Raw genomic sequence first — 22,899 nt, 5'->3', positions numbered from 1 at the left:
TTTATATGAGAAAAGCGACAATGTTTGGTTTTTTAATTAAACCATTGTTTTAATTTGAATTTTTTGTTTTCTGTCTTGGTTTGTGACATTTTTGTTTCGTTAGGTGTCATTTTTAATTGTTAATTTTGACGTAAATAACGAGAGGAAATTTACGAAGTTAACGTTTGAAAGCGTGAAAACATTTACGGAATCTTTGATTTCACACAAGGATTGAAGGGGTATAGGGGAGTAATATTGGCAACCTAAACTTATTAAATAATAATATTTCTCATTAGCAATACTCTTAAGGGCCACTATGAAGTTATCAGAGATTAATCCTGGCGATACGGTGACGATTCGGTTGTTAGATGGTCTTTCATCAGATATCAGAAAGAAACTCATGGTAATGGGGCTGCTTCCCAATACAGAAGTCAAAGTGATTCGACGTGCGCCAATGGGCGATCCTTTACAAGTCGAAGTCCGTGGTGTGTCTGTCGCATTGCGAGAAACAATTGCTCAGAAAATTGAAGTGGAGCGAGTGTAATGCAATATCAAGTGCTAACCGTAGGTAACCCTAATAGTGGTAAAACGACGCTATTTAATGGTTTAACTGGCGCAAAACAGCAAGTTGGTAACTGGGCAGGCGTCACGGTTGAAAAGAAAACGGGACAATTCAAGCATGCTGGGGATGAGTTTTTGCTCACTGACCTTCCGGGTATTTACTCATTAGACAGTGGTAATGATAGTAATAGTATTGATGAATCCATCGCATCGCGTGCGGTTCTAACTCATCCTGCTGATCTCATTATTAACGTGGTGGATGCTACAAGTTTAGAGCGCAGCTTATATATGACGCTGCAACTTCGCGAACTTGGTCGCCCTATGATTGTTGTCCTCAACAAGATGGATGCGCTAAAGCGTGAACGTCAGATGATTAACGTTGCAGAGCTTGAGAAAACGTTAGGTTGTCCGGTTGTCAGTTTATCTGCAACCAATAAAACTCAAGTGGCAGAGTTTAAAGAAAAGCTTCATAAATCCATCGTTCAAGGAGTGCCACTTAAGGAATTGTCTTTGCATTACGGTGAGAGGATGGAGTCGGCAATTCAAACGGTTTCCGCACTTTTTAACGACCAAACCGTCGCTCATCGTGCACTAGCGATTCGTGCGCTTGAAAAAGACACAATGGTGCTCAATAGTCTTTCTGATATTGATAGAAGCAAAGTATTGGAAGTCATTACGACGTTAGATTTGGATATCGATTTGCATGTCGCGGATACTAAGTACACGCATCTGCATGAACAGTGTAAAAAAGTTCGCCGAAGCGAAGGCAAGTTAAGTCGTAGTGTGACTGAAAGACTCGACCAGTTTATTTTGAACAAGTGGATTGGAATTCCTTTCTTCTTTGTTGTTATGTACCTGATGTTTATGTTCTCGATTAACATCGGTAGTGCATTTATCGACTTTTTTGACATTGGTGTGGGCGCATTGTTGGTTGATGGTGGGCATCACTTGTTAGACGGTCATTTGCCTGTGTGGTTAGTGACGGTTCTTGCTGATGGTATCGGTGGTGGTATCCAGACAGTTGCAACCTTCATTCCGGTTATCGCGTGTTTGTACCTCTTCCTAGCGGTACTTGAGAGCTCAGGTTACATGGCTCGTGCAGCATTCGTACTAGATAAAGTGATGCAGAAGATCGGCCTACCGGGCAAAGCATTTGTACCGTTGGTTCTTGGTTTTGGCTGTAACGTTCCGTCAATCATGGCAACTCGCACTCTAGACCAAGAACGTGAGCGTAAACTTGCTGCATCTATGGCGCCATTTATGTCATGCGGTGCTCGTCTGCCTGTATACGCACTATTCGCTGCGGCATTTTTCCCTGGTTCTGGTCAGAACATTGTATTCGCACTTTACCTACTTGGTATTGTAGCAGCGATCTTCACAGGTCTTTTCCTTAAGCACACGCTTTACCCAGGTAGCAGTGACAGCCTAGTAATGGAAATGCCTGATTACGAACTTCCGACGCTACAAAACGTGGTGATCAAAACTTGGCAAAAGCTAAAGCGCTTTGTACTTGGTGCAGGTAAAACCATCGTGATCGTTGTTGCTATTCTGAGTTTCTTCAACTCATTGGGTACTGATGGCAGTTTTGGTAATGAAGACAGCGAAAACTCGGTGCTTTCTAAAGCTGCGCAAGTTGTAACTCCAGTATTCGCGCCAATCGGTGTTCAAGAAGATAACTGGCCAGCGACGGTTGGTATCATTACCGGTATCTTCGCAAAAGAGGCGGTAGTTGGTACGCTTAACAGTCTATACACCACGCCAAGTGACGGTGAAGACGCAGAATTTGATCTAATGGGCAGCCTAGAAGAGGCAGTAATGAGTATCCCTGAAAACTTAGCCGGTTTGAGCTACTCAGATCCACTAGGCATTGAAGTGGGTGACTTAACTGACTCAAATGCCGTTGCCGAAGAACAAGAAGTCGATGCTTCTATCTTCGGTAACATTAAATCGCAGTTTGCTTCTGGCAATGCCGCATTTGCTTACCTAATCTTTATCCTACTGTACACTCCTTGTGTGGCGGCGATGGGGGCTTACGTACGTGAGTTTGGTCATAAGTTCGCACGCTTTATCGCGGTTTGGACAATGGGCTTGGCTTACCTATGTGCGACGTTCTACAACCAATTGACGCATTTCGCAGATAGCCCAGTAACAAGTGGTATTTGGATGGCTGTGATCGTAGCTATCTTCTTTGGCACATACCGTGTGTTCAAACAAGTTGGTAAGAAACAAAACGGTGCATTAGAGGCGCAAATAGCATGATTTTAAAAGAGCTTTATCAATACATTGCAGACAAAGGAACCGTCTCCCAGTCAGATCTGGCTAAACAGTTTGGGATGAGTGAAGATGGCGCCGACGCGATGTTAAACGTGTGGATTAAGAAGGGCAAAATTAGCCGCTTAGTTGACACTAATAAAGCTCATGACGTGACTCGTGTTCGCTACTCAGTGACTAAACAAGATGGTTTGTCTCTGACAGTCACCATGTAGCGACTATCAAAATTAGTCACCTAAAAATTATCACGTAAAAACGACAAAGCCGCATCAGCAATGATGCGGCTTTTCTTTTGCTGGTTATTGTTTGTGAATACAGCGAAATTAATGCTCTTCAGAGTGTTTAGTCGCGCCTAACCCTAGGAACTTCAAACCAAGACTTAAAACTAAAATCGAAATAGGTAATGTTAAGATCGTCCAATCTAAGCTGTTGAAGTTAATCAGCACGAGCTCTAAGAATTTCACAAACAAGATCACGATGATGACTTCAGCCAAAATGTTTTTTAGATGGCCGATGTTTGGGGTTCTGATCCAATGCAAAACCGACTGCTCTTGTGTTTTCGCTTTAGCTTTGTTGGAAATAAATAGTGTGTAGATGCCGTGAGCAAAGATGAACAAAACTAGTGCGACAAGAAACGTATCCAGTGACTTGATCAAATAAGCGATCGCGATGTCTGCTTTATCTAAATGTGCGAGTGCTTCTGGAGGTGTTTGATTGAGAATGAAGACCGCAAATGCCGAATAGGTTTTTGCTGCACCCATAAGAAAAAGCAAGAATGAAGCAGCCATAGAACAGATGATGGCGATCCAGCTGACGTATCGGAATGTGTTGAAGACTTGTTTCATGATGACCCTCTCTAACTGAGCTGGTAGTCTAAACAAGTTTTATTTTAGTGATAATCCCAGAAAAATGAGAAAGATTGTTACAAATACGTATTAATCTTTCTCTGTCTATTTCAGCCGTATTCAAAGGCGAATTATTTTCGCTTACAGTGCTTATGCTTTTTGGAAAATAGAGCTCAGTGATAACACGTTCTTAATACGACCAAGCAATTCGTTTTGCTCTTCTTCTGTACGGAATTCACCTTTGGTATTACCCCAAACCGGTCCCGGCCATGCTATGTCATCTTTGAAGCGAGCGATATGGTGAATGTGCAGTTGCGGCACCATGTTACCTAGTGCACCGAGGTTTAACTTGTCTGGACGGAATGTTGCTTCCAGTGCTTGGCTTACCGCTTGAGACTCTAGCAAAAACTGTTGCTGTTCTTTCATTGGCAAGTGGTGAAGCTCTTTTAGGTTTGCACGTTTTGGTACCAAGATAACCCATGGCACAGCATTGTCTTTATGCAGAAGCGCCACACACAGAGGGAAGTGGCCGATAACGGTGGTGTCTTTTGCCAGTTGAGGGTGCAGTTCAAAACTCATTATGTTGTCCGATTTGAATTGAATGACATCAGTATACGCCAGATAAAACAAAAGGTTGACGCTTTCACGTCAACCTTTGTCATCATTTAGCTTGTGCTACTTAAGCTACCTACGTAAAAGCGGATTACATACGCTCTAGAGTATCAATACCTAGTAGAGACAGACCTTGCTTGATGGTCTTCGCTGTTAGCGCTGCTAGTTTCAGACGGCTTTGTTTCACAGCTTCGTCTTCAGCAACTAGGATAGGGCACGCTTCGTAGAAACTAGAGAACTGACCTGCTAGTTCGAATAGGTAGCTACACATGATGTGCGGTTGGCCTTCGCGAGCGACAGATTGAACCGCTTCTTCGAACTGCATAAGTTTAGCAATAAGTGCTTTCTCTTTCTCATCAGTGATTTTGATGTCACCTTGGAGAGTGTCCATAGCAACACCAGCTTTAGCGAAAATAGAAGCTACGCGAGTGTATGCATATTGCATGTATGGTGCTGTGTTACCTTCAAACGCTAACATGTTGTCCCAATCGAACACGTAGTCCGTGGTACGGTGTTTAGATAAGTCAGAGTATTTAACCGCTGCCATTGCAACTGTTTTAGAGATCTTCTCTTTTTCTTCCGCATCTAGTTCAGGGTTTTTAGATTCGATCAGTTGTGCTGCACGAACTTCTGCTTCATCTAGAAGGTCGGCAAGACGAACGGTACCACCCGCACGAGTCTTGAATGGCTTACCATCTTTACCAAGCATCATGCCGAACGCGTGGTGCTCAAGAGATACTGACTCTGGTACGTAGCCTGCTTTACGAACAATTGTCCAAGCTTGCATTAGGTGCTGGTGTTGACGTGAGTCGATGAAGTAAAGCACACGGTCTGCGCTTAGCTCTTCATAACGATATTTTGCACATGCGATGTCTGTTGTTGTGTATAGGAAACCGCCATCGCGTTTTTGAACGATAACGCCCATTGGTTCGCCATCTTTGTTCTTGTATTCATCTAGGAATACAACTTGCGCGCCATCATCTTCAACGGCAAGACCTTGTTCTTTTAGGTCTGCAACGATCTTAGGAAGCATGTCGTTGTACATGCTCTCGCCCATCACGTCGTCACGAGTCAGTGACACGTTTAGACGGTCGTAGTTGCGCTGGTTTTGGATCATGGTTACATCAACGAGTTTTTTCCACATTTCTGCACAGTACTCGTCACCGCTTTGCAGTTTCACAACGTAGTTTCGCGCCTTTACTGCGAAGTCTTCATCTTCATCGTACAGCTTTTTCGATTCGCGGTAGAAGCCTTCAAGGTCCGCAAGTTCCATAGAAACTTCGCCAGACTCTTGTTGTACACGCTCAAGGTTTGCGATGAGCATACCGAACTGAGTACCCCAGTCGCCGATGTGGTTCGCACGGATCACTTTGTGACCTAGGAACTCAAGAGTACGTACTACCGCATCACCGATGATGGTTGAACGTAGGTGACCAACGTGCATTTCTTTAGCAACGTTTGGTGCAGAGTAGTCAGCAACGATAGTTTGAGCTTCGTCTGCTGCAACGCCAAGACGTGAGTCAGCCAGCGCTGCTTCCGCTTGTTTTGCTAGGAACTCTTCGCTTAGGAAAATGTTGATGAAACCAGGACCAGCGATTTCTGTCTTGCTTGCAATACCATCTAGGTCTAGAACATCCAGTACTTTCTGTGCAAATTCTCGTGGGTTAGTACCCAGTTTTTTAGCAACGCCCATTACGCCGTTTGCTTGGTAGTCACCAAATTGTGGCTTTGCTGATTGGCGTACTGCCGCAGGACTGCCTGCAGGTGCGCCAGCGGCTTCTAGAGCCTGAGATACTTTGTCATTAATAAGTGCTTGGATATTCACACGCGTTTCCTTCAATTCAAGGACGAAGAACTCGGCGAAGTAAGTGCCGAGTTCTGTTGGAGTTCACAAAAATGGGGCTAATGATAACAACTTTATTGCTTTTCATACAGAGAGGAATTGGGGAAATTTATACTTTTTCGATTGAATGGAAATGTGGTTTGGTTTGCGTTTACTATTGCGCTCAGAGTAATGAGATAAATCGCCCCAAAAGAGAACCACAATGACGACTCAACTAGTTGAAAAACGCCTAGCGCCTAAATTGATGATCCAAGATCTGGATGCATTTATGGCGAAGATTGAAGAGCTTGCATCCCTGTTAAAACTGGATCTGAGCTTTGCTCAAGCTGACCATATTGCGCTGCGAATTAATGATACTGAAACAGCAAAAGCCGCGCATGAAGCATGGAATCAATACGGTAAGGTGATTTCACAAGCGAAAATCAACGGTCGCCCAATCATCGTTATCGAATTCGATAAAGCGTTGGAAAGTCGTGGCTGGAAGATTGAGTGTCTGGAACTGCCATACCCTGCGGAAGGCAAAATCTACCCAATTGAAAGCTGGGAACATGTGGAGTTTGTGATTCCGTCTCATGCCGAAACCGCAGATGAGTTTCTTGCTGATTTGAAACACACTTACCCAGCGTTTGGGGCGCGTTTTAATGAGTTGGAAGAGCTGGGTGTGAAGATCAAACTGTCGAGCCCGAAAGGGGATGGCGAACGCTTGAATAACCCAACGGTGGCGTTTAAGTACCAAGACATTTGTATCAAACTGCACCCGCATTCACTTAAGCGTATTGTGGAGTCTGAGCAGGCGTAACTTGCTTTACGTCGTGCGCTGTTAGTCAGAGGGGTCACTTAAACTCACAGTGTGCGGATATGAGATTCCTGATCTCGCTTAAGCTCGTCGGAATGACGCGCTTGAGTTGTTTGCGTTTGGTTAAGTGATGCGTACTAATTAGCTTTCATGCTCATGCTCATGCTCATGCTCATGCCTCATTTACGTCATTCCCGAAAGCGACGAAGGAGCGTAGTCGGGAATCTCTTACAAGCACTTCAATAAAACATCCACCGACAGATAAAAAACGCGTAACGAAAAGACAATGCCTTCTCAAATTACGCGTTTTTAGCAGCTAGCAATCAGCTGCGAATTTAAAGAATAACCGTCTTATTGCCGTAAACAAAGACGTGGTCATTGATCACTTTATTCAAAGCCTTACTCAATACGTTCTTCTCTACATCCCGTCCCGCTTGCGCCATATCTTGGGCATTGAATGTATGGTCGACAGGAATTACGTCTTGCTTGATGATCGGCCCTTCATCTAAATCATTAGTCACGAAGTGTGCTGTTGCACCGATGATTTTCACACCGCGATCGTAAGCTTGTTGATATGGCTTCGCGCCAATAAAAGCAGGTAAGAAGCTGTGATGAATATTAATGATTTTGTGGTGGTATTTCTCAACAAACGTCGGCGTCAATACGCGCATGTATTTAGCTAGCACCAAAAAGTCAGCATCGTATTGATCGATCACTTCTAGCATCTTCTGCTCGTGTTCTTCACGGCTAAGGTTTTCATGGGTCACATGGTGGTAAGGAATGTCGAAGCGTTCAGTGAGAGTTTGCAGTTTGTCGTAATTCCCCACCACAGCGGCGATCTCAACATCTAGGCTTCCATCGTAGGTTTTCATCAGAATATCGCCTAAACAATGCGCTTCTTTTGTGACGAGAATGACGATGCGCTTACGGCGAGAGCCAACCAATTTACGCTTAGCACCTTGCGGGAGAGCTTGGTCCAAGTCGGCAAGAAACGTTTGATCGTTGAAGTATCCCTCCAGCTCCGTCCTCATGAAAAAGTGGCCACTGGTATTATCAACAAATTCGTTATTGTGAACGATGTTGAGTTGGTGCTTGTAACAGATATTAGTAATTTTCGAGATGAGACCCGGGGCGTCAGAACAGTGGGTCAACAGTGTTTTCTTTTCCATAAATCAGGTACTTCCATGCATTAATATTTTAGCGTACGAATTTGTTATTATTCCCTGGCGGGTGTAACTGTACTGCCATGTTTCACCATAAATAATCTATTCTTACGTTGGTTTCAACAAAATATCCGCGTGTCGCCGCAAGCTGGTCAGATTGTGGGCTGATGTCACTCCTATTCCTCTGATATACTCTCGATAATTTTTCAAACTCAATACCAAGCATGATCGCAAAAACTTTTTCCTCTGATGGCGCGTTAGGTAAGGCCATTCCTGGCTTTCAAGCTCGTCAGCCACAAATCGATATGGCGGAAGCCGTCAGCAGTGCGATCAAAGATCAAACCCAGTTGGTGGTGGAGGCAGGAACCGGAACCGGTAAGACCTTCGCATACCTAGTCCCTGCGCTGTTGAGCGGTAAAAAAGTGATCATCAGTACAGGCTCGAAAAACTTGCAAGAGCAGTTGTACCATCGTGACTTACCGCTCATGGTCAATGCGCTTGGTTTTTATGGCCAAGTGGCGTTATTAAAAGGGCGTTCTAATTATCTGTGTTTGGATCGTTTGAGCCGCCAAATGGTCGAAAGCCACACTAATGAATCTGACCCGACGTTATTAACTCAACTGGTTAAAGTGCGTACTTGGTCATCAGAAACCAAAACAGGTGACCTTGGTGATTGTGATGATCTGCCAGAAGACAGCATGATCATTCCGACTATCACCTCAACCAATGATAACTGTTTAGGTAAAGAGTGTCCGAGCTACACCGATTGCTTTGTATTGAAAGCGCGTAAGCGAGCCATGGATTCCGACATTGTTGTGGTGAACCATCACTTATTTCTTGCTGATTTAGCGATCAAAGAGACAGGATTTGGTGAACTGATTCCAGAAGCCGATGTGTTTATTTTTGATGAAGCTCATCAGTTGCCAGATATTGCGAGCGAATATTTCGGCCAGTCAGTTTCAAGCCGCCAAATTCACGATCTTGCCAAAGACATTGAAATAGCCTATCGCACCGAAGCCAAAGATATGCGTCAATTGCAAAAAGTGGGCGACAAACTCATGCAAAGCGCAATGGACATGCGGATTGTATTGGGTGAGCCAGGCTTTCGTGGCAACTGGCGTGAGGCGTTGCAATCAGGTTCTATTAAGCGAGAATTATTGCGCTTAACTGATAGCCTCGAATTGGCGATTGATGTACTCAAAATAGCTTTAGGGCGCAGTCAATTACTGGATACGGCCTTTGAACGAGCCAATTTGATCAAAGGCCGTATAGACCGGGTATGTGATGTCGATATTACCGGTTACTCATACTGGTACGATACCTCACCTCGTCATTTCGCTCTGCACATTACGCCTCTTTCTGTCGCGGACAAGTTCCATGAGCAAATAGAGATTAAACAAGGCGCGTGGATTTTCACGTCAGCAACCTTAGCCGTATCGGGCGATTTCAAGCACTTTACTGAGCGCCTTGGCCTCAAGCCTACAAAGCAATTTTCTCTGCCGTCCCCCTTTGATTATCAAAAACAAGCGCGCCTTTGTGTGCCAAGGTATTTGCCAGAGCCAAACAGTAACGGCTTAGCGGATAAGTTAGTCCGAATGCTTGCTCCGGTGATTGAAGAAAATGATGGTCGCTGCTTCTTTTTATGTACCTCGCACAGCATGATGCGTGAACTAGGTGAGAAGTTCCGAGAAGTACTTGAGCTGCCTGTGTTAATGCAAGGGGAGATGAGTAAGCAGAAAACCTTGGCGGAGTTTATGGAACTGGGTAACGCTTTACTCGTGGCGACAGGCGCCTTCTGGGAAGGGATTGATGTTAGAGGTGATGCGCTGAGCTGTGTTATTATCGACAAATTACCGTTTACCGCCCCTGACGATCCGTTACTCAAAGCCCGTATCGAGGATTGTCGATTACGTGGCGGTGAACCATTTGCTGAAGTACAAATCCCGGATGCAGTGATTACGTTAAAGCAGGGAGTCGGGCGATTAATTCGAGATCAGAAGGATCACGGTGCGTTGATCATTTGTGATAATCGCCTCGTCACGCGAGACTATGGTGGTATTTTCCTCGGAAGCCTACCACCTATCCCAAGGACGCGAGACTTAGATGGAATCAAAGCATTCCTGAAAGCAGAACAATCTGTCACAGACGCAAGTGCTGAGGCATAACCCAATAAATGAAAGTTGTAGAGAGTTAAATGAGCGCAAAAATTCTTGCTATCGATACAGCGACTGAAAACTGTTCAGTTGCGTTGTTGGCTAATGATCAAGTGATTTCACGTAGCGCGGTTGCACCACGCGATCACACCAAAAAAGTACTGCCAATGGTTGATGAAGTACTCAAAGAAGCTGGCCTGACTCTACAAGAGCTGGATGCGTTAGCGTTTGGACGTGGTCCAGGTAGCTTTACTGGCGTTCGTATCGGTATTGGTATCGCACAAGGTTTGGCGTTCGGTGCTGACTTACCTATGATCGGCGTTTCAACGCTGGCTGCAATGGCTCAAGGTAGCTATCGCTTACATGGTGTGACCGATGTCGCTGTGGCCATTGATGCACGTATGGGTGAAGTTTACTGGGCACGTTACACTCGCCAAGCAAACGGTGAGTGGGCAGGGATGGATGCAGAGTGCGTAATTCCACCAGCACGTCTCGTTGAAGAAGCACAAGCAGACGACAAAACGTGGACGACAGCAGGTACTGGTTGGGATGCTTACCAAGAAGTATTAGCAGGCCTACCGTTTAATTTGACGCATGGTGACGTTCTGTACCCTGATTCACAAGACATCGTGATTCTTGCTGAACAAGAATTTAAAAAGGGTAATACCGTGCCGGTCGAAGATTCGAGCCCTGTTTATTTACGTGATAATGTGACATGGAAAAAACTTCCTGGTCGCGAATAGTCCGTTTTTCATTAACCTGACAAAAAGCAGGGCGTTTGCCCTGTATTTTTATGGAGTGCTATGGCGTCGATTAATGGCTTGCCTCCTTCTTTGATTCCTGGTGCAAATCGCACTAATAAAGCCAGTCAAAAGAAGCAGGTAAATAAATCACAAACAAAGCAGCCTGTAGGTCAGCCTTCAAAGGTTGCTAACGCCGTGGCGCACTCCATAAAACACGTGGATGAGTCCCAAATTCACCGAGCTCAAGTGCAATATGACCTTCCTGAAGGGGGCGCACGTAAAGCAATGGAGCAGTACATGGATGTCATGAATCGAGCTAAAAAAGAGGAACTGGCTCAATTACTTGGTGTCGATATTTACGTGTGAGATCTCCCCAGCTTGGGGTTACTAATATTGAAAGGTGGTTTATGAAGGTTTTTGGACGGTTTTTTCTCGCATTATTTGCTACGGTTGGTTTGTCTGCGTGTAGCTCGTTGCCAGAGGAGCTAAATGCAAGCACAGAATTGGTCGTTACAGACTATAAAGCTTTTGCTGAGTCTCAGGGGCAAGTGAGTGAAGATGTTCGCCTTGGTGGAATCATCGCTAAAGTGGATAACTTTAAAGATAAAACGCGTCTAGAGATTGTAAACCTTCCTATCAGTAAGTCTGGTAAACCTGATATTGATGAAGAGCCTACGGGGCGTTTTGTCGCCTATTTTGATGGCTATTTAGAGCCTGTCGCCTTTAGTGAAGGCCGTTTGGTGACGGTTGTAGGCAAAGGAGCAGGGGAAGAAGAAGGAAAGATCGGTGAGCACGGTTACATCTTCCCGGTAATTAAGGGGGAAGGGTACCGTTTATGGAAAATTGAAGAACGTGTACGCATGTATGACTCGCCAACCTACTTTTACCCATGTTACTCGATTAACTGCCGCATGTGGCGTAATGATTTCCCACAAGACGGTAAAGTGATAAAACAGGTCAAATAATCTGCGATGCATGAGCGTCAATTCGAGCTTCCTGCCGGCAAAATGGCAGCCCTTGAGATAGGGAACGAGAAAACGGCTGACTTGTCAGTCGTTTTTCTTCATGGGTGGTTAGATAATGCGGGCAGCTTTAAAGCGCTCATGGAGCAGTTGAATCAACTTAATCCTCACTTACACCTCCTCGCCATCGATCATTTTGGTCACGGTTTATCGAGTCATAAATCTCACGATAATTATTACCCCTTTCACGACTATATTGCCGATTTGTATCAGTTTTTGGATGAATTATCACCAAACAGACTGATATTAGTAGGGCATTCACTTGGTGCTTTAATCGCAAGTTGCTATAGTGCTGCGTTTCCAGAGCAGGTCGAAGCTCTTGTGCAAATTGAGGGGGCAGGACCTCTTAATGAAGAGCCTACTAACAGTTTGCCTCGTCTTCGCGATGGCGTTTTAAGTCGAATAAGACAGCAAAACAAGCCAGAGCGAGCCATTGCCTCCTTCGATCTGGCGTTAAAATTACGCATGCAAGCCAACCAATTAACCGCTGAGCAGCTTCTACCGATAGTCGAGCGTGGAACAGAGCAGCGAGGAGATAAATGGTATTGGCGGCATGACGCCAAGTTAAAATGTGCGTCGCTTTACCGAATGGCGCAAGCGCATGCTAACTCGATTACCAGCCAAATACGTTGTCCTCATTTGATTGTATTAGGCGATCAAGGATTTCAGAATTTACCATCTAACCAAGCTGATTGGGGAGAGAACCCACCGCAAGTGGTGTCTGTCAAGGGTGGTCATCACTGTCATTTAGAGCAAATACTCGAGGTCGCAACGCGAATTCTTGGTGTAGTTAACAAAATTTAAACAAGTGTTTGAGAGTTGCGTGCTCAAGCACGTTCGCTGTGCTGTAATAGCTTTCAAAATAAAAAGGACGCTATTTTTTAGCCAGTTATAAACGAGGAGTAACATCGTGGATAAACCATGGCTTTCACGTTATCCAAGTGACGTACCTGAAACCATTAATCCAGAGCAATATGAGTCTTTGGTAGAAATGTTTGAACAGTCTGTACAAAAATATGCAGACCAACCAGCATTCATGAACATGGGCTCGGTTATGACCTTCCGTAAATTGGAAGAGCGTAGTCGCGCATTCGCAGCGTATCTGCAAAACGAGTTAAAACTGCAAAAGGGTGACCGCGTTGCTCTGATGATGCCAAACTTACTGCAATACCCAGTAGCATTATTTGGTATTTTGCGTGCAGGTTGTATCGCCGTAAACGTTAACCCACTTTACACTCCTCGTGAACTTGAACACCAATTGAATGACTCAGGTGCGACGACGATTGTGATTGTGTCTAACTTTGCGAACACGCTAGAACAAATCGTCGATAAAACACCAGTCAAACACGTAGTGTTAACCAGTCTTGGTCAAATGCTGCCACGAGCGAAAGGTACGATTGTCGATTTTGTCGTGAAGTACGTTAAGGGCATGGTGCCTAAGTACGATTTACCTGGTGCAATCTCAATGCGTCAGGCTCTACGTAAAGGTCGTCGTCTACAATACGTTAAACCGTTTATGTCTGGGGATGACATTGCATTCCTGCAATATACGGGGGGGACGACAGGTGTCGCGAAAGGCGCGATTCTGACTCACCGCAACATGATTGCGAACGTTCTACAGGCAAAAGGCGCGTACGGACCGGTTTTATCTCCGGGGCGTGAATTAGTCGTAACAGCATTACCGCTGTATCACGTATTTGCTCTTACCGTAAACTGTCTGCTGTTTGTCGAAATGGGTGGTCGTAACTTACTTATTACCAACCCTAGAGATATTCCAGGGTTCGTGAAAGAGCTACAAAAGCATCCGTTTACTGCGATTACGGGCGTGAATACCTTATTTAATGCATTGGTCAACAATGAAGACTTCCACGAGTTGGATTTCAGTAATCTACGTTTAGCCGTTGGCGGCGGCATGGCAGTGCAGCGCTCAGTGGCAGAAAGATGGCAAAAGACCACGGGTTGCTATTTGCTCGAAGGTTACGGTCTAACAGAGTGTTCTCCGTTGGTGGCGGCATATCCGCATGATCTTGTTGAATACAATGGCTCTATTGGTCTGCCGGTACCATCAACAGAAGTTCGTATCGTGGACGAAGAAGGCAACGCTCTTGCGAATACTGAAACTGGTGAACTTCAAGTTCGTGGTCCTCAGGTTATGCAAGGTTACTGGCAACGACCTGAAGCAACGAAAGATACGATTAACGAAGACGGCTGGCTATCAACTGGCGACATCGTTAAGTTCGATGACGAAGGCTTCCTGCATATCGTTGACCGTAAGAAAGACATGATCTTAGTATCAGGCTTTAATGTTTACCCGAATGAAATTGAAGACGTTGTAGCACTACACGGCAAAGTACTTGAAGTTGCTGCTATTGGTCAGCCGCATGAAGTGTCTGGTGAATTAGTGAAGATTTATGTCGTGAAACGCGATCCGAGCTTGACCAAAGACGAAGTGATCGCGCATTGTCGAGAACACCTAACTGGCTACAAAGTTCCGAAGTTGGTTGAATTCCGCGAAGACTTACCTAAAACCAATGTCGGTAAGATCTTGCGTCGTGTTTTACGCGAAGAGAATGACGCTGAACTTGCGAAGAAAAGCGCATAAGCCGATTTCGTCGAGTCGAGAGATTTAAAAAATGATAGAATGCCAGCGTTTTGCTGGCATTTTTTATAGCGAGAAGTATGTGAATTATCAAATTATTACTAAAAACAAAGACCTAGAAGAGGTTTGCACTCATGCCCGAGAGGCAGACGTAGTGATGCTGGATACCGAATTCGTTCGTATTCGCACTTTCTACCCGCAGTTAGGTCTGATTCAGCTTTTCGATGGTAATCGCCTCTCGCTGATTGATCCGACTGAATTAACGGATATGACGCCGTTTGTAGCGCTATTAAAAGATACTTCTGTGCTAAAAGTGCTGCACGCATGTGGTGAAGATTTAGAAGTTTTCCAAAACGCTTTTGGTTGTACACCACTCCCTATGGTGGATACGCAGCTGATGGCCGCTTTTCTCGGTCACGGCCTATCGACAGGCTTCGCATCGCTGGTGGAAGAATATTTAGGCGTAGAGCTCGACAAAAGTGAATCACGTACCGACTGGATGGCTCGTCCACTGACACAAAAGCAATTAGATTATGCTGCCGCAGATGTTCATTACTTGTTACCGTTATACGAAAAGCTGTTCGATAAGGTGACGCAAGCAGGTTGGTGGGAAGCTGTACAGCAAGAAAGTGATTTACTCGTTTCGAAACGTATTCGCGTAACCAATGAAGAGAATGCCTACCTTGATATTAAGGGCGCTTGGCAATTAAAACCTTCTGAGCTGGCGATTTTAAAGCCATTGGCGACGTGGCGTTATCGTGAAGCAATCAAACGAGATTTAGCGCTGAACTTTATCTTCAAAGAAGGTGATCTATTAACGGTCGCTCGTCTTGGTTTAACGAACTTTAAGAAGATGGAAGCAGAAGATATTGATATCCGAGCGATTAACCGCCATGGCGCGAAGATTGCCGCGATTGTTAAACAAGCGAAGCAAACACCTTCTGAAGAGTATCCTGCGAAAATTGAGCGTTTAATGGACTATCCGGGTTACAAGCAGGTCTTCAAAAATATGAAAGACTTGGTGAAATCGGCTTCGCAGAAGTCAGGTTTAGCCACGGAGTTCCTTGCCTCTAAAAAGCAGATCAATCAGTTGATCAGTTGGGTTTGGAAAAAAGATCGTGACCCAGAAGTATTGCCTGATTTGATGCAAGGGTGGCGTTTGGATTTACTCGGCGACAAGATGAACAAAGCATTAAAGTAATGAAAGATGAAAAAGGTTGGCCTCGATGCCAACCTTTTTCGTTCTAATTAGAGCATTCGTCTTGCGAGAGAAACTGATTACTTTTCTTCGTCTGGTAGCTTCACATTCAGCTCAAGAACTGAGATATCGTCGTCTTTGTGCTCAAATGTTAAGTCAACCATATTTGGATCAATTGCCACGTACTTGCTGATCACCTTCAAGATGTCTTCTTTTAATTGAGGCAAGTAAGACGGCGCAGGATCATTTTGGCTGCGGCGCTCTGCGACAATGATTTGCAAACGTTCTTTAGCTAGATTCGCAGAAGTTTTCTTCTGTGGACGGAAAAATTCTAATAATGACATGTCTAGCCTCCAAAGAGTCGTTTAAAGAGTCCTTTCTTCTCCTCAGTAAGGAAACGAAATTCAACCTGATTGCCTAATAAGCGATCAACGGTGTCAGAATAAGCCATACCCGCATCGGTGTTATCGTCAAAAGTGACTGGCACACCTTTGTTTGACGCGTTAAGCACGGCTTGGCTTTCTGGAATCACGCCCAGTAGTGGAATATGTAAGATCTCCTCTACGTCTTCAACGCTTAGCATTTCGCCTTGAGTGACGCGAGATGGGTTGTAGCGAGTCAGTAGAAGGTGCTGTTTTACTGGCTCTAGCCCTTGTTCTGCACGCAGTGACTTGGAATCTAAAATACCGAGAATGCGGTCAGAGTCACGCACAGAAGAGACTTCTGGGTTCGTTGTGACAATGGCTTCATCGGCATAGTACAAGGCCATTAACGCGCCTTGCTCGATACCTGCTGGTGAATCACAAATAATGAAATCAAAGCCCATTTCATCAAGTTCGCCGAATACGCGCTGAACACCATCTTTTGTCAGTGCGTCTTTATCACGAGTTTGAGAAGCAGGAAGAATAAATAGGTTGTCCGTGCGCTTATCTTTGATCAGCGCTTGGTTTAATGTCGCTTCGCCGTTAATGACGTTTACAAAGTCATACACGACGCGGCGCTCACAGCCCATGATTAGATCGAGGTTACGCAAACCGATGTCAAAATCGATCACCGCGGTCTTTTTTCCCTTAAGAGCTAGACCAGAGGCGATGGCTGCGCTTGAAGTGGTTTTACCAACGCCACCTTTACCAGACGTTACTACAATAATGCGTGCCATTTTTTTTCCTTTTTAGATTAAATCGCGAGAACTTCTAAATGTAATGATTCATCGGCTTTACTGATCATTACTTTCTTTTGCCAGTACTCGCTTTCAATTTGATCGCTTAACCAGTAGTCACCCGCAATGGATACCAGTTCTGCTTGTAAATCGTGGCAAATAATACGCGCTTCCTGCTGACCACTTGCTCCTGCAATCGCACGACCTCGAAGTGTGCCATGGATATGAATAGAGCCGTCAGCAATGACTTCAGCACCTGCACTTACGTGCGCTAGCACCACCAAATCACCATCTTTTGCGTAGATCTGTTGTCCTGAGCGGACAGGCGTACGAACTACTTTCGTTGGTGCCATTTTGGCAGGTGCTTGGCTTGGCGATTTGCTCGCCGACATAATGGCGAAGCCAGCTTCGGAAGCAAGGTTTTGTACACGCTTGTCTTTACAGCCCGTTACACCGACCGGAATAAAACCGGCATCTGAGATGCCTTGTTTAAGCTTAGGGAAATCAATGTCGCCTTGTACTTTTGCTATATTGATTACCAAAGGCGCGGATGCAAAAAAAGAAGGTGCTTGAGAAACTTTTTCTTGCAAAAATTCGACAGTCTTTGCGATCTCATTGTCAGAAAGGTGTAAAACTGACAATGTAAAACTGCTACCTTTAAGGTCTGGTGAATGGGTCATCGTGGACTTCTTGCCTTTATTGAAAGAGCGTTGCCTTAAACTAGGTATGTCATGTTATATTTCATCCTTTGACGCAGCAAGTTCTCTCGTGGGCAAATAGGTGAATTAATCTCAAATTTGCTATTAAGTTTGCGAGAATTTGACGTTTTCAACCTAATCCGCACTCAACGCGGCTAAATCAGCATAAAAGGCGTGTCATGCTTTGTTCTATTTATAAAAGCTCGAAAAAAGAAGGTACTTATCTCTATATTCCGAAAAAGGATGATTTTTCACAGGTTCCTGACACCTTAATGCAGATGTTCGGTAAGCCTATCGCTGTCATGACGATTAAACTTGATGGCCGTAAATTGGCACAAGTTGATATCGAAAAAGTGAAGGCTTCATTACAAAATGATGGCTTCTTTCTTCAGGTTCCACCGCCGCCGGAGAACCTATTAGAAAAGTACAAAGAACAAAAAGCCCAGCAGAAAGGCGAATAACGTCATCGTTTTTCATCTGGGATTTCTGCCTTGCTCAAGGAGGGCAATATGAAAAAAATACTGGCTACCATGCTTAGCGTTGGTATGTGTACCTCGGCTTTTGCAAGTAGCGAGGGTTTTGATGAATACTTGAATAAGCTGCGTGCTGAAGCTCGTGATAAAGGTATCTCAGAGCAGGTCATTAGTGCTGCTTTTGCTAATGTTGAGTACAAGCCCCGAGCAGTAAAAGCGGACCGAAACCAACCAGAAAAGAAACTGACATTGGATGAGTACATTCCTCGCGCGGTGCCTGAATGGAAGGTGAAGCAAGCCAGACAACTCTACAAAGAGCATTACACTGAGCTAAAGCGTATAGGCGATGAGTACGGTGTCCACCCGCGCTTTATTGTGGCACTTTGGGGAGTTGAAAGTAACTTTGGTAAGTTTACCGGCAACTTTAAAGTGATTGATGCACTATCCACAATGGCATTTGAAGGCCGTCGTGAAGAGTTTTTCCGTAAAGAGGCCATGTCGGCACTGCAGATCCTCGATCAAGGCCATATTGAGCTAGAGAACTTTAAAGGCTCATGGGCTGGTGCGATGGGTCAATGCCAGTTTATGCCAAGCTCTTTCCTTCGTTTTGCTGCTGACGGCAACGGTGATGGTAAAAAAGACATATGGCAATCTGAAGCGGACGTGTTTGCATCAACCGCTAACTATTTGAGCAAGTCTGGTTGGGATGATAAATATACCTGGGGTCGCCAAGTTAAGGTTCCTAAAAATATTGATCGCAGCCTGGAAGGGCGCACGGCTGAAAAAGGCAAATACCTTCAAGAGTGGAGCCAATTAGGTATCACAAAATATGACGGTAGCCCGTTGCCAAAACTGGATGAAGACATCAAAGCATGGTTGATCATGCCGGACGACGAGAATGGTCGTACGTATCTGGTTTACAATAACTACAACGTATTGATGAAGTGGAACCGCTCTTACTACTTCGCACTTGCTGTGAGCCACTTGGCTGACCGCATTAAATACTGATCTGCCACAAACAATTCGGCATCCAGTCTTCAATACAAGGGCTCTTCGGAGCCCTTTGTTTTTTCTATAACCAAATCGAGGTAAAGCGTGTTATCTGAACGTGCCGCACAAATGGTGATTTTCTCCGCTCTTCTTAAACACAAAAGCTTCACAGCTGCTGCAAAGAGCTTAGGCGTGTCGGTGTCTCATGTGAGTAAACAGTTGAGTCAGTTAGAAGCGTCTCTTGGTATCAAGCTTGTTCAACGCACTACGCGAAGCTTTACGCCGACAGAGGCAGGGAAAACCTTTTTTCATCACTGTGAGCAAGTGGTACAAGCGGTGAGCAGCGCCACATTAGAGATGGAAACCCAGCGGGATGAAGTGGCAGGTTTGGTACGTCTTGGGTTGTCGCAATCATTTGGTACCTTACACATTATTCCAGCGATTCAAGAGTTACGCGAACTGTATCCTCAACTTCAAGTGGAAGTACATCTGTTTGACTATAAGGTCGATATGTTAGCCGAAGGGCTCGATTTATGGGTAACCAACAACGAGCATTTGCCTGAAGGTTACATTGCGCAGCGTTTGACGGATTGCCAGTTTGTTGTTGCGGCATCGCCAGATTACTTATTGAAACATGACACGCCAACAGAACCGGATGACCTATCTGCTCACAACTGCCTCATATACAGAAGCTGGGAGCGTGACTATACGGGGTGGGCGTTTACCAAAGATCAGCAAGAATTGAACGTAAAAGTCTCGGGTAACTATTCAGTGGATCTGGCAGAAGCCGTCCGGGACGCGGCTATTGCAGGTTGGGGTATTGCCTACCTTGCCACTTACTTGCTGGGTGATGAGTTCAGAACGGGTAAGTTAATACAGCTGTTACCTGACTGGAAAGCCAGCCAGTCGATGCCGTTTTATGCGGTATACCCAAGCCGCCAACATATGCCAAAAAAAATATCCGCAGTGATTAACTTTATCAAACAGAAGATCGGCAACCCTTGTCATTGGGACCAACGTTTGGCGCCTTACATCTCTATTCCTAAATAACAGGATCAATGACGTTGTAGAACGACACATAAGGTGATTCACTTCACAAAAATTTTTCCTGAATCAGAAACATATTTTCCATATGGAAATAATTAAAATAAGCAAACGTTTATCTTCAATAAATTCAATTGGTTATTTTGTTGGTCAGTTATTGGTCGCTTAAACTTTTCACACTGTTAACATCCTCAACTTGCAGCATTTTGAGTCCGCTATACAATCCGGTGCCTTCCATATCCCCCTTCTGTCGGATTCATTTTATGAACTCAATTATTGGTATCGTAGCCATACTATTCCTAGCATGGCTACTTTCTACAAATAGAAAAAATATAAAGCTGAGAACGGTGTCGTTTGCGTTTGCTTTGCAGGTACTGTTTGCGTTGTTGGTTTTATATGTACCAGCAGGAAGAGATGCGCTGAATTCAGTGAGCAGTGTTGTGTCGAATTTGATCAACTATGGTCAAGAGGGCATTGCGTTTTTATTCGGTAATTTGGCGACAGGGGGCTTCACCTTTGCGATCAATGTTCTGGGTATCATCGTTTTCTTCTCCTCTCTTATCTCAGGTCTTTATCACATTGGTGTGATGCCAAAAATCATTAACTTTATCGGTGGTGGTATTCAAAAGCTGCTAGGTATCGGTCGTGCTGAGTCTTTGTCTGCTACGGCGAATATCTTTGTTGGCACCATTGAAGCACCATTAATGGTAAAGCCTTACCTAAAACACATGACTGACTCGCAGTTCTTTGCAGTTATGACAGGTGGTTTAGCGTCAGTTGCTGGCGGAACGTTGGTTGGTTACGCATCACTGGGTGTCGACCTCAATTATCTTATTGCTGCTGCATTTATGTCGGCACCTGCCGGCTTGTTGATGGCAAAAATTTTAATGCCAGAAGATACGGATAAAGCAGCAGATATCGACATTAGCCAAGTTGAAATTCCACGTGCAACCAACGTAGTAGAAGCATTAGCCGATGGTGCCATGGCGGGTGTACGCATTGCTGTATCGGTCGGTGGTACGTTACTGGCGTTTATTAGTGTCATTGCAATGCTAAACGGCATGTTAGGCTGGATAGGTGATCTGATTGGGACACCATTAAGTTTTGAGCTCATCCTAGGTTTTGTGTTTGCGCCAGTCGCTTGGTTGTTGGGTATACCATGGCAAGAAGCAACCACAGCAGGCTCGCTGATTGGTAACAAGATTGTGGTGAATGAGTTCGTCGCTTTCATCCAGCTTGCAGAAGTGAAGTCTCAACTTAGTGAACACTCACAAGCAATCGTGACGTTTGCTTTGTGTGGTTTTGCAAATATCTCAAGCATGGCGATGCTGATTGGTGGGTTGGGCTCTTTGGTACCAGAAAAGCGTGCATTTGTCTCTAAGCATGGTTTCCGTGCGATTATCGCTGGTGTCATGGCGAACTTAATGAGCGCTTCTATTGCGGGCGTGATTTTAAGTCTGTAATTGAAATAGATATCAACAATTAGCAAAAAGGCTCCTTGCGGAGCCTTTTTCGTATCTGAAGTTTTACGTTATTTGTCTGTGTGGAACTGTTCGCAAGCGAGCATCGTGTTCTCAATTAAACTTGCGACGGTCATTGGGCCAACGCCACCAGGAACAGGAGTAATAAAGCTCGCACTTTCACGTGCTTTGTCGTATTCCACGTCGCCAACTAGTTTGCCTGAATCAAGACGGTTAATACCGACATCGACCACCACTGCGCCTTTTTTAATCCACTCACCAGGGATGAAGTTAGGCTTACCAACCGCCACCACGACAACGTCAGCTTGACGCACATGACTCTCTAGGTCTTTGGTAAAACGGTGACATGTTGTTGTTGTGCAGCCCGCAAGCAGCAGCTCAAGTGTCATTGGACGACCAACAATGTTTGATGCGCCAACCACAACCGCATGTTTACCACGTAGCTCAATGTTGTAACGGTCGAGTAGGGTAATTATGCCCTTTGGCGTGCAAGAGCGAAGCTTTGGAATACGTTGCGCAAGACGGCCAACGTTATAAGGGTGGAAGCCATCCACGTCCTTCTCTGGGTGAATGCGCTCTAAAACATGTGTTGTGTCTATGCCCGCAGGAAGGGGTAATTGCACTAGAATGCCGTCAATTTCATCATCGTTGTTTAATTCATCAATCAGAGCTAGTAACTCTTCTTCTGAGCTAGACGCAGGAAGGTCAAAAGACTTAGAAACAAACCCAACTTCTTCACATGCGCGGCGTTTGCTACCGACATAAACCTGAGAAGCAGGATCTTCACCAACTAGAACCACTGCTAAACCAGGAGCACGTAGCCCAGCTTCAACACGTGCTTTAACACGTGCAGCCACTTCGGATCGAACAGTTTGGGAAATGAGAGTTCCGTCTATATTTTGAGCAGTCATGACTTTCCTTATAAATTAAGAAGGCAGATTATCTGCGGCGCATTGTCGCAGAATTTCTTATTAACATCCATACGCAAACGTTTGCTTTGTGGTGTTTTTGAACATTAAGCGTTTTAATGGACTTTTTTTAGGCATTCAGATCAGAATGTTATGAAAACCCGTTGATTTACCCGTTTGAACTCGTATAATCCTGTCCCTGTAGCGCGCCCTTAGCTCAGCTGGATAGAGCACGTCCCTTCTAAGGATGTGGTCATTGGTTCGAATCCAATAGGGCGTGCCATTTATTCAAAAGCCCCGATAACTCTTTGAGTTGTCGGGGCTTTGTCGTTTTTAGGTTTTTGGCTGTAATTGCCACTCT

At 44.9% G+C, this 22,899-nt stretch carries 23 protein-coding genes and 1 tRNA gene; 16 read left to right on the top strand and 8 right to left on the bottom strand.

Annotated features, from left to right (window positions below; all coding sequences use genetic code 11):
• Nucleotides 1–295 precede the first annotated feature (295 nt).
• From R7M92_RS14510 to R7M92_RS14500, 3 genes are read left to right on the top strand one after another with little or no spacing between them, the layout of a single operon-like run.
• Nucleotides 296–523: a FeoA family protein gene (locus R7M92_RS14510; protein WP_005382190.1), complete on the top strand. Its 228-nt coding sequence runs from the start codon at nucleotides 296–298 to the stop codon at nucleotides 521–523.
• Nucleotides 523–2,799, top strand: a complete 2,277-nt coding sequence (gene feoB, locus R7M92_RS14505) for a Fe(2+) transporter permease subunit FeoB (RefSeq protein WP_318133695.1) — start codon at nucleotides 523–525, stop codon at nucleotides 2,797–2,799. Before R7M92_RS14510 ends, feoB begins: the two co-directional genes overlap by 1 nt.
• Entirely contained in the window at nucleotides 2,796–3,026 is a 231-nt protein-coding gene (locus R7M92_RS14500) for a FeoC-like transcriptional regulator (RefSeq protein ID WP_005382192.1), read from the top strand. Before feoB ends, R7M92_RS14500 begins: the two co-directional genes overlap by 4 nt.
• A gap of 108 nt (nucleotides 3,027–3,134) precedes the next feature.
• Here the strand turns inward: R7M92_RS14500 and R7M92_RS14495 are convergent, their stop codons facing one another.
• The 3 genes from R7M92_RS14495 to argS form a co-directional block, all read right to left on the bottom strand.
• Nucleotides 3,135–3,656 carry a YqhA family protein gene (locus R7M92_RS14495; protein WP_318133693.1) on the bottom strand — a complete coding sequence of 174 codons (522 nt, stop codon included), beginning with the start codon at nucleotides 3,654–3,656 and terminating at the stop codon, nucleotides 3,135–3,137.
• A gap of 150 nt (nucleotides 3,657–3,806) precedes the next feature.
• The gene (locus R7M92_RS14490) at nucleotides 3,807–4,235 is read right to left on the bottom strand and encodes an HIT family protein (protein ID WP_039841466.1); all 429 of its coding nucleotides are present in this window, start codon (nucleotides 4,233–4,235) and stop codon (nucleotides 3,807–3,809) included.
• A gap of 124 nt (nucleotides 4,236–4,359) precedes the next feature.
• Entirely contained in the window at nucleotides 4,360–6,093 is a 1,734-nt protein-coding gene (argS, locus tag R7M92_RS14485; protein WP_270007228.1) for an arginine--tRNA ligase, read from the bottom strand.
• Between the two features lie 220 nt (nucleotides 6,094–6,313).
• On the opposite strand from argS, the gene R7M92_RS14480 reads away from it, so the two are divergent.
• A complete protein-coding gene (locus R7M92_RS14480) occupies nucleotides 6,314–6,910 on the top strand; it encodes a VOC family protein (protein WP_318133690.1) in 597 nt (198 codons plus the stop codon).
• Nucleotides 6,911–7,242: 332 nt separating this feature from the next.
• Here R7M92_RS14480 and purU read toward each other — a convergent pair whose 3' ends face one another.
• A complete protein-coding gene (gene purU, locus R7M92_RS14475; protein WP_005382206.1) occupies nucleotides 7,243–8,076 on the bottom strand; it encodes a formyltetrahydrofolate deformylase in 834 nt (277 codons plus the stop codon).
• 218 nt (nucleotides 8,077–8,294) lie between these two features.
• Between purU and R7M92_RS14470 the strand changes: the two genes are divergently transcribed.
• The 7 genes from R7M92_RS14470 to rnd all read left to right on the top strand — a co-directional run bounded on the left by R7M92_RS14470 (nucleotide 8,295) and on the right by rnd (nucleotide 15,788).
• Nucleotides 8,295–10,235 carry an ATP-dependent DNA helicase gene (locus R7M92_RS14470; RefSeq protein WP_025766979.1) on the top strand — a complete coding sequence of 647 codons (1,941 nt, stop codon included), beginning with the start codon at nucleotides 8,295–8,297 and terminating at the stop codon, nucleotides 10,233–10,235.
• Nucleotides 10,236–10,264: 29 nt separating this feature from the next.
• Nucleotides 10,265–10,966, top strand: a complete 702-nt coding sequence (gene tsaB, locus R7M92_RS14465) for a tRNA (adenosine(37)-N6)-threonylcarbamoyltransferase complex dimerization subunit type 1 TsaB (protein WP_005382212.1) — start codon at nucleotides 10,265–10,267, stop codon at nucleotides 10,964–10,966.
• Between the two features lie 60 nt (nucleotides 10,967–11,026).
• The gene (locus R7M92_RS14460) at nucleotides 11,027–11,332 is read left to right on the top strand and encodes a hypothetical protein (RefSeq protein ID WP_047102883.1); all 306 of its coding nucleotides are present in this window, start codon (nucleotides 11,027–11,029) and stop codon (nucleotides 11,330–11,332) included.
• 41 nt (nucleotides 11,333–11,373) lie between these two features.
• Complete coding sequence (locus tag R7M92_RS14455) at nucleotides 11,374–11,931, top strand: Slp family lipoprotein (RefSeq protein ID WP_005382214.1); 558 nt, start codon at nucleotides 11,374–11,376, stop codon at nucleotides 11,929–11,931.
• Nucleotides 11,932–11,937: 6 nt separating this feature from the next.
• The gene (locus R7M92_RS14450) at nucleotides 11,938–12,792 is read left to right on the top strand and encodes an alpha/beta fold hydrolase (protein WP_104975961.1); all 855 of its coding nucleotides are present in this window, start codon (nucleotides 11,938–11,940) and stop codon (nucleotides 12,790–12,792) included.
• Nucleotides 12,793–12,898: 106 nt separating this feature from the next.
• Nucleotides 12,899–14,590, top strand: coding sequence for a long-chain-fatty-acid--CoA ligase FadD (gene fadD / locus R7M92_RS14445; protein WP_005382216.1), 1,692 nt, complete (start codon nucleotides 12,899–12,901; stop codon nucleotides 14,588–14,590).
• A gap of 79 nt (nucleotides 14,591–14,669) precedes the next feature.
• The gene (rnd, locus tag R7M92_RS14440; protein WP_318133688.1) at nucleotides 14,670–15,788 is read left to right on the top strand and encodes a ribonuclease D; all 1,119 of its coding nucleotides are present in this window, start codon (nucleotides 14,670–14,672) and stop codon (nucleotides 15,786–15,788) included.
• 77 nt (nucleotides 15,789–15,865) lie between these two features.
• On the opposite strand, the gene minE is transcribed toward rnd, so the two are convergent.
• Genes minE through minC form a run of 3 tightly spaced genes read right to left on the bottom strand, consistent with a single transcriptional unit; the run spans nucleotide 15,866 to nucleotide 17,624 of the window.
• Complete coding sequence (gene minE / locus R7M92_RS14435; protein ID WP_005388332.1) at nucleotides 15,866–16,129, bottom strand: cell division topological specificity factor MinE; 264 nt, start codon at nucleotides 16,127–16,129, stop codon at nucleotides 15,866–15,868.
• A 2-nt stretch (nucleotides 16,130–16,131) separates the two neighbouring features.
• Nucleotides 16,132–16,944 carry a septum site-determining protein MinD gene (minD, locus tag R7M92_RS14430; protein ID WP_005388331.1) on the bottom strand — a complete coding sequence of 271 codons (813 nt, stop codon included), beginning with the start codon at nucleotides 16,942–16,944 and terminating at the stop codon, nucleotides 16,132–16,134.
• A 17-nt stretch (nucleotides 16,945–16,961) separates the two neighbouring features.
• Complete coding sequence (gene minC, locus R7M92_RS14425; protein ID WP_005382304.1) at nucleotides 16,962–17,624, bottom strand: septum site-determining protein MinC; 663 nt, start codon at nucleotides 17,622–17,624, stop codon at nucleotides 16,962–16,964.
• Between the two features lie 197 nt (nucleotides 17,625–17,821).
• Between minC and R7M92_RS14420 the strand changes: the two genes are divergently transcribed.
• From R7M92_RS14420 to R7M92_RS14405, 4 genes are all read left to right on the top strand, one after another.
• Nucleotides 17,822–18,103: a YcgL domain-containing protein gene (locus tag R7M92_RS14420; RefSeq protein ID WP_005382303.1), complete on the top strand. Its 282-nt coding sequence runs from the start codon at nucleotides 17,822–17,824 to the stop codon at nucleotides 18,101–18,103.
• Between the two features lie 48 nt (nucleotides 18,104–18,151).
• The gene (locus R7M92_RS14415) at nucleotides 18,152–19,123 is read left to right on the top strand and encodes a lytic transglycosylase domain-containing protein (protein ID WP_054578015.1); all 972 of its coding nucleotides are present in this window, start codon (nucleotides 18,152–18,154) and stop codon (nucleotides 19,121–19,123) included.
• Between the two features lie 87 nt (nucleotides 19,124–19,210).
• The gene (locus R7M92_RS14410) at nucleotides 19,211–20,155 is read left to right on the top strand and encodes a LysR family transcriptional regulator (protein WP_017634801.1); all 945 of its coding nucleotides are present in this window, start codon (nucleotides 19,211–19,213) and stop codon (nucleotides 20,153–20,155) included.
• Between the two features lie 257 nt (nucleotides 20,156–20,412).
• Nucleotides 20,413–21,612 (top strand): NupC/NupG family nucleoside CNT transporter, encoded by a 1,200-nt coding sequence (locus R7M92_RS14405; RefSeq protein ID WP_005382298.1) that lies wholly within the window; start codon nucleotides 20,413–20,415, stop codon nucleotides 21,610–21,612.
• A 68-nt stretch (nucleotides 21,613–21,680) separates the two neighbouring features.
• Here R7M92_RS14405 and folD read toward each other — a convergent pair whose 3' ends face one another.
• Nucleotides 21,681–22,541 (bottom strand): bifunctional methylenetetrahydrofolate dehydrogenase/methenyltetrahydrofolate cyclohydrolase FolD, encoded by an 861-nt coding sequence (gene folD / locus R7M92_RS14400; RefSeq protein ID WP_005382297.1) that lies wholly within the window; start codon nucleotides 22,539–22,541, stop codon nucleotides 21,681–21,683.
• Nucleotides 22,542–22,744: 203 nt separating this feature from the next.
• Here folD and R7M92_RS14395 point away from each other — a divergent pair.
• Nucleotides 22,745–22,821 (top strand) — tRNA-Arg (locus R7M92_RS14395).
• Nucleotides 22,822–22,899 lie beyond the last annotated feature (78 nt).

Source organism: Vibrio sp. Vb2880 (genome assembly GCF_033337975.1).
Classification (GTDB): Bacteria; Pseudomonadota; Gammaproteobacteria; order Enterobacterales; family Vibrionaceae; genus Vibrio; species Vibrio alginolyticus.
Note: the sequence above shows the minus strand (reverse complement) of the source record. Positions and strands in the feature narration are given on the sequence as shown.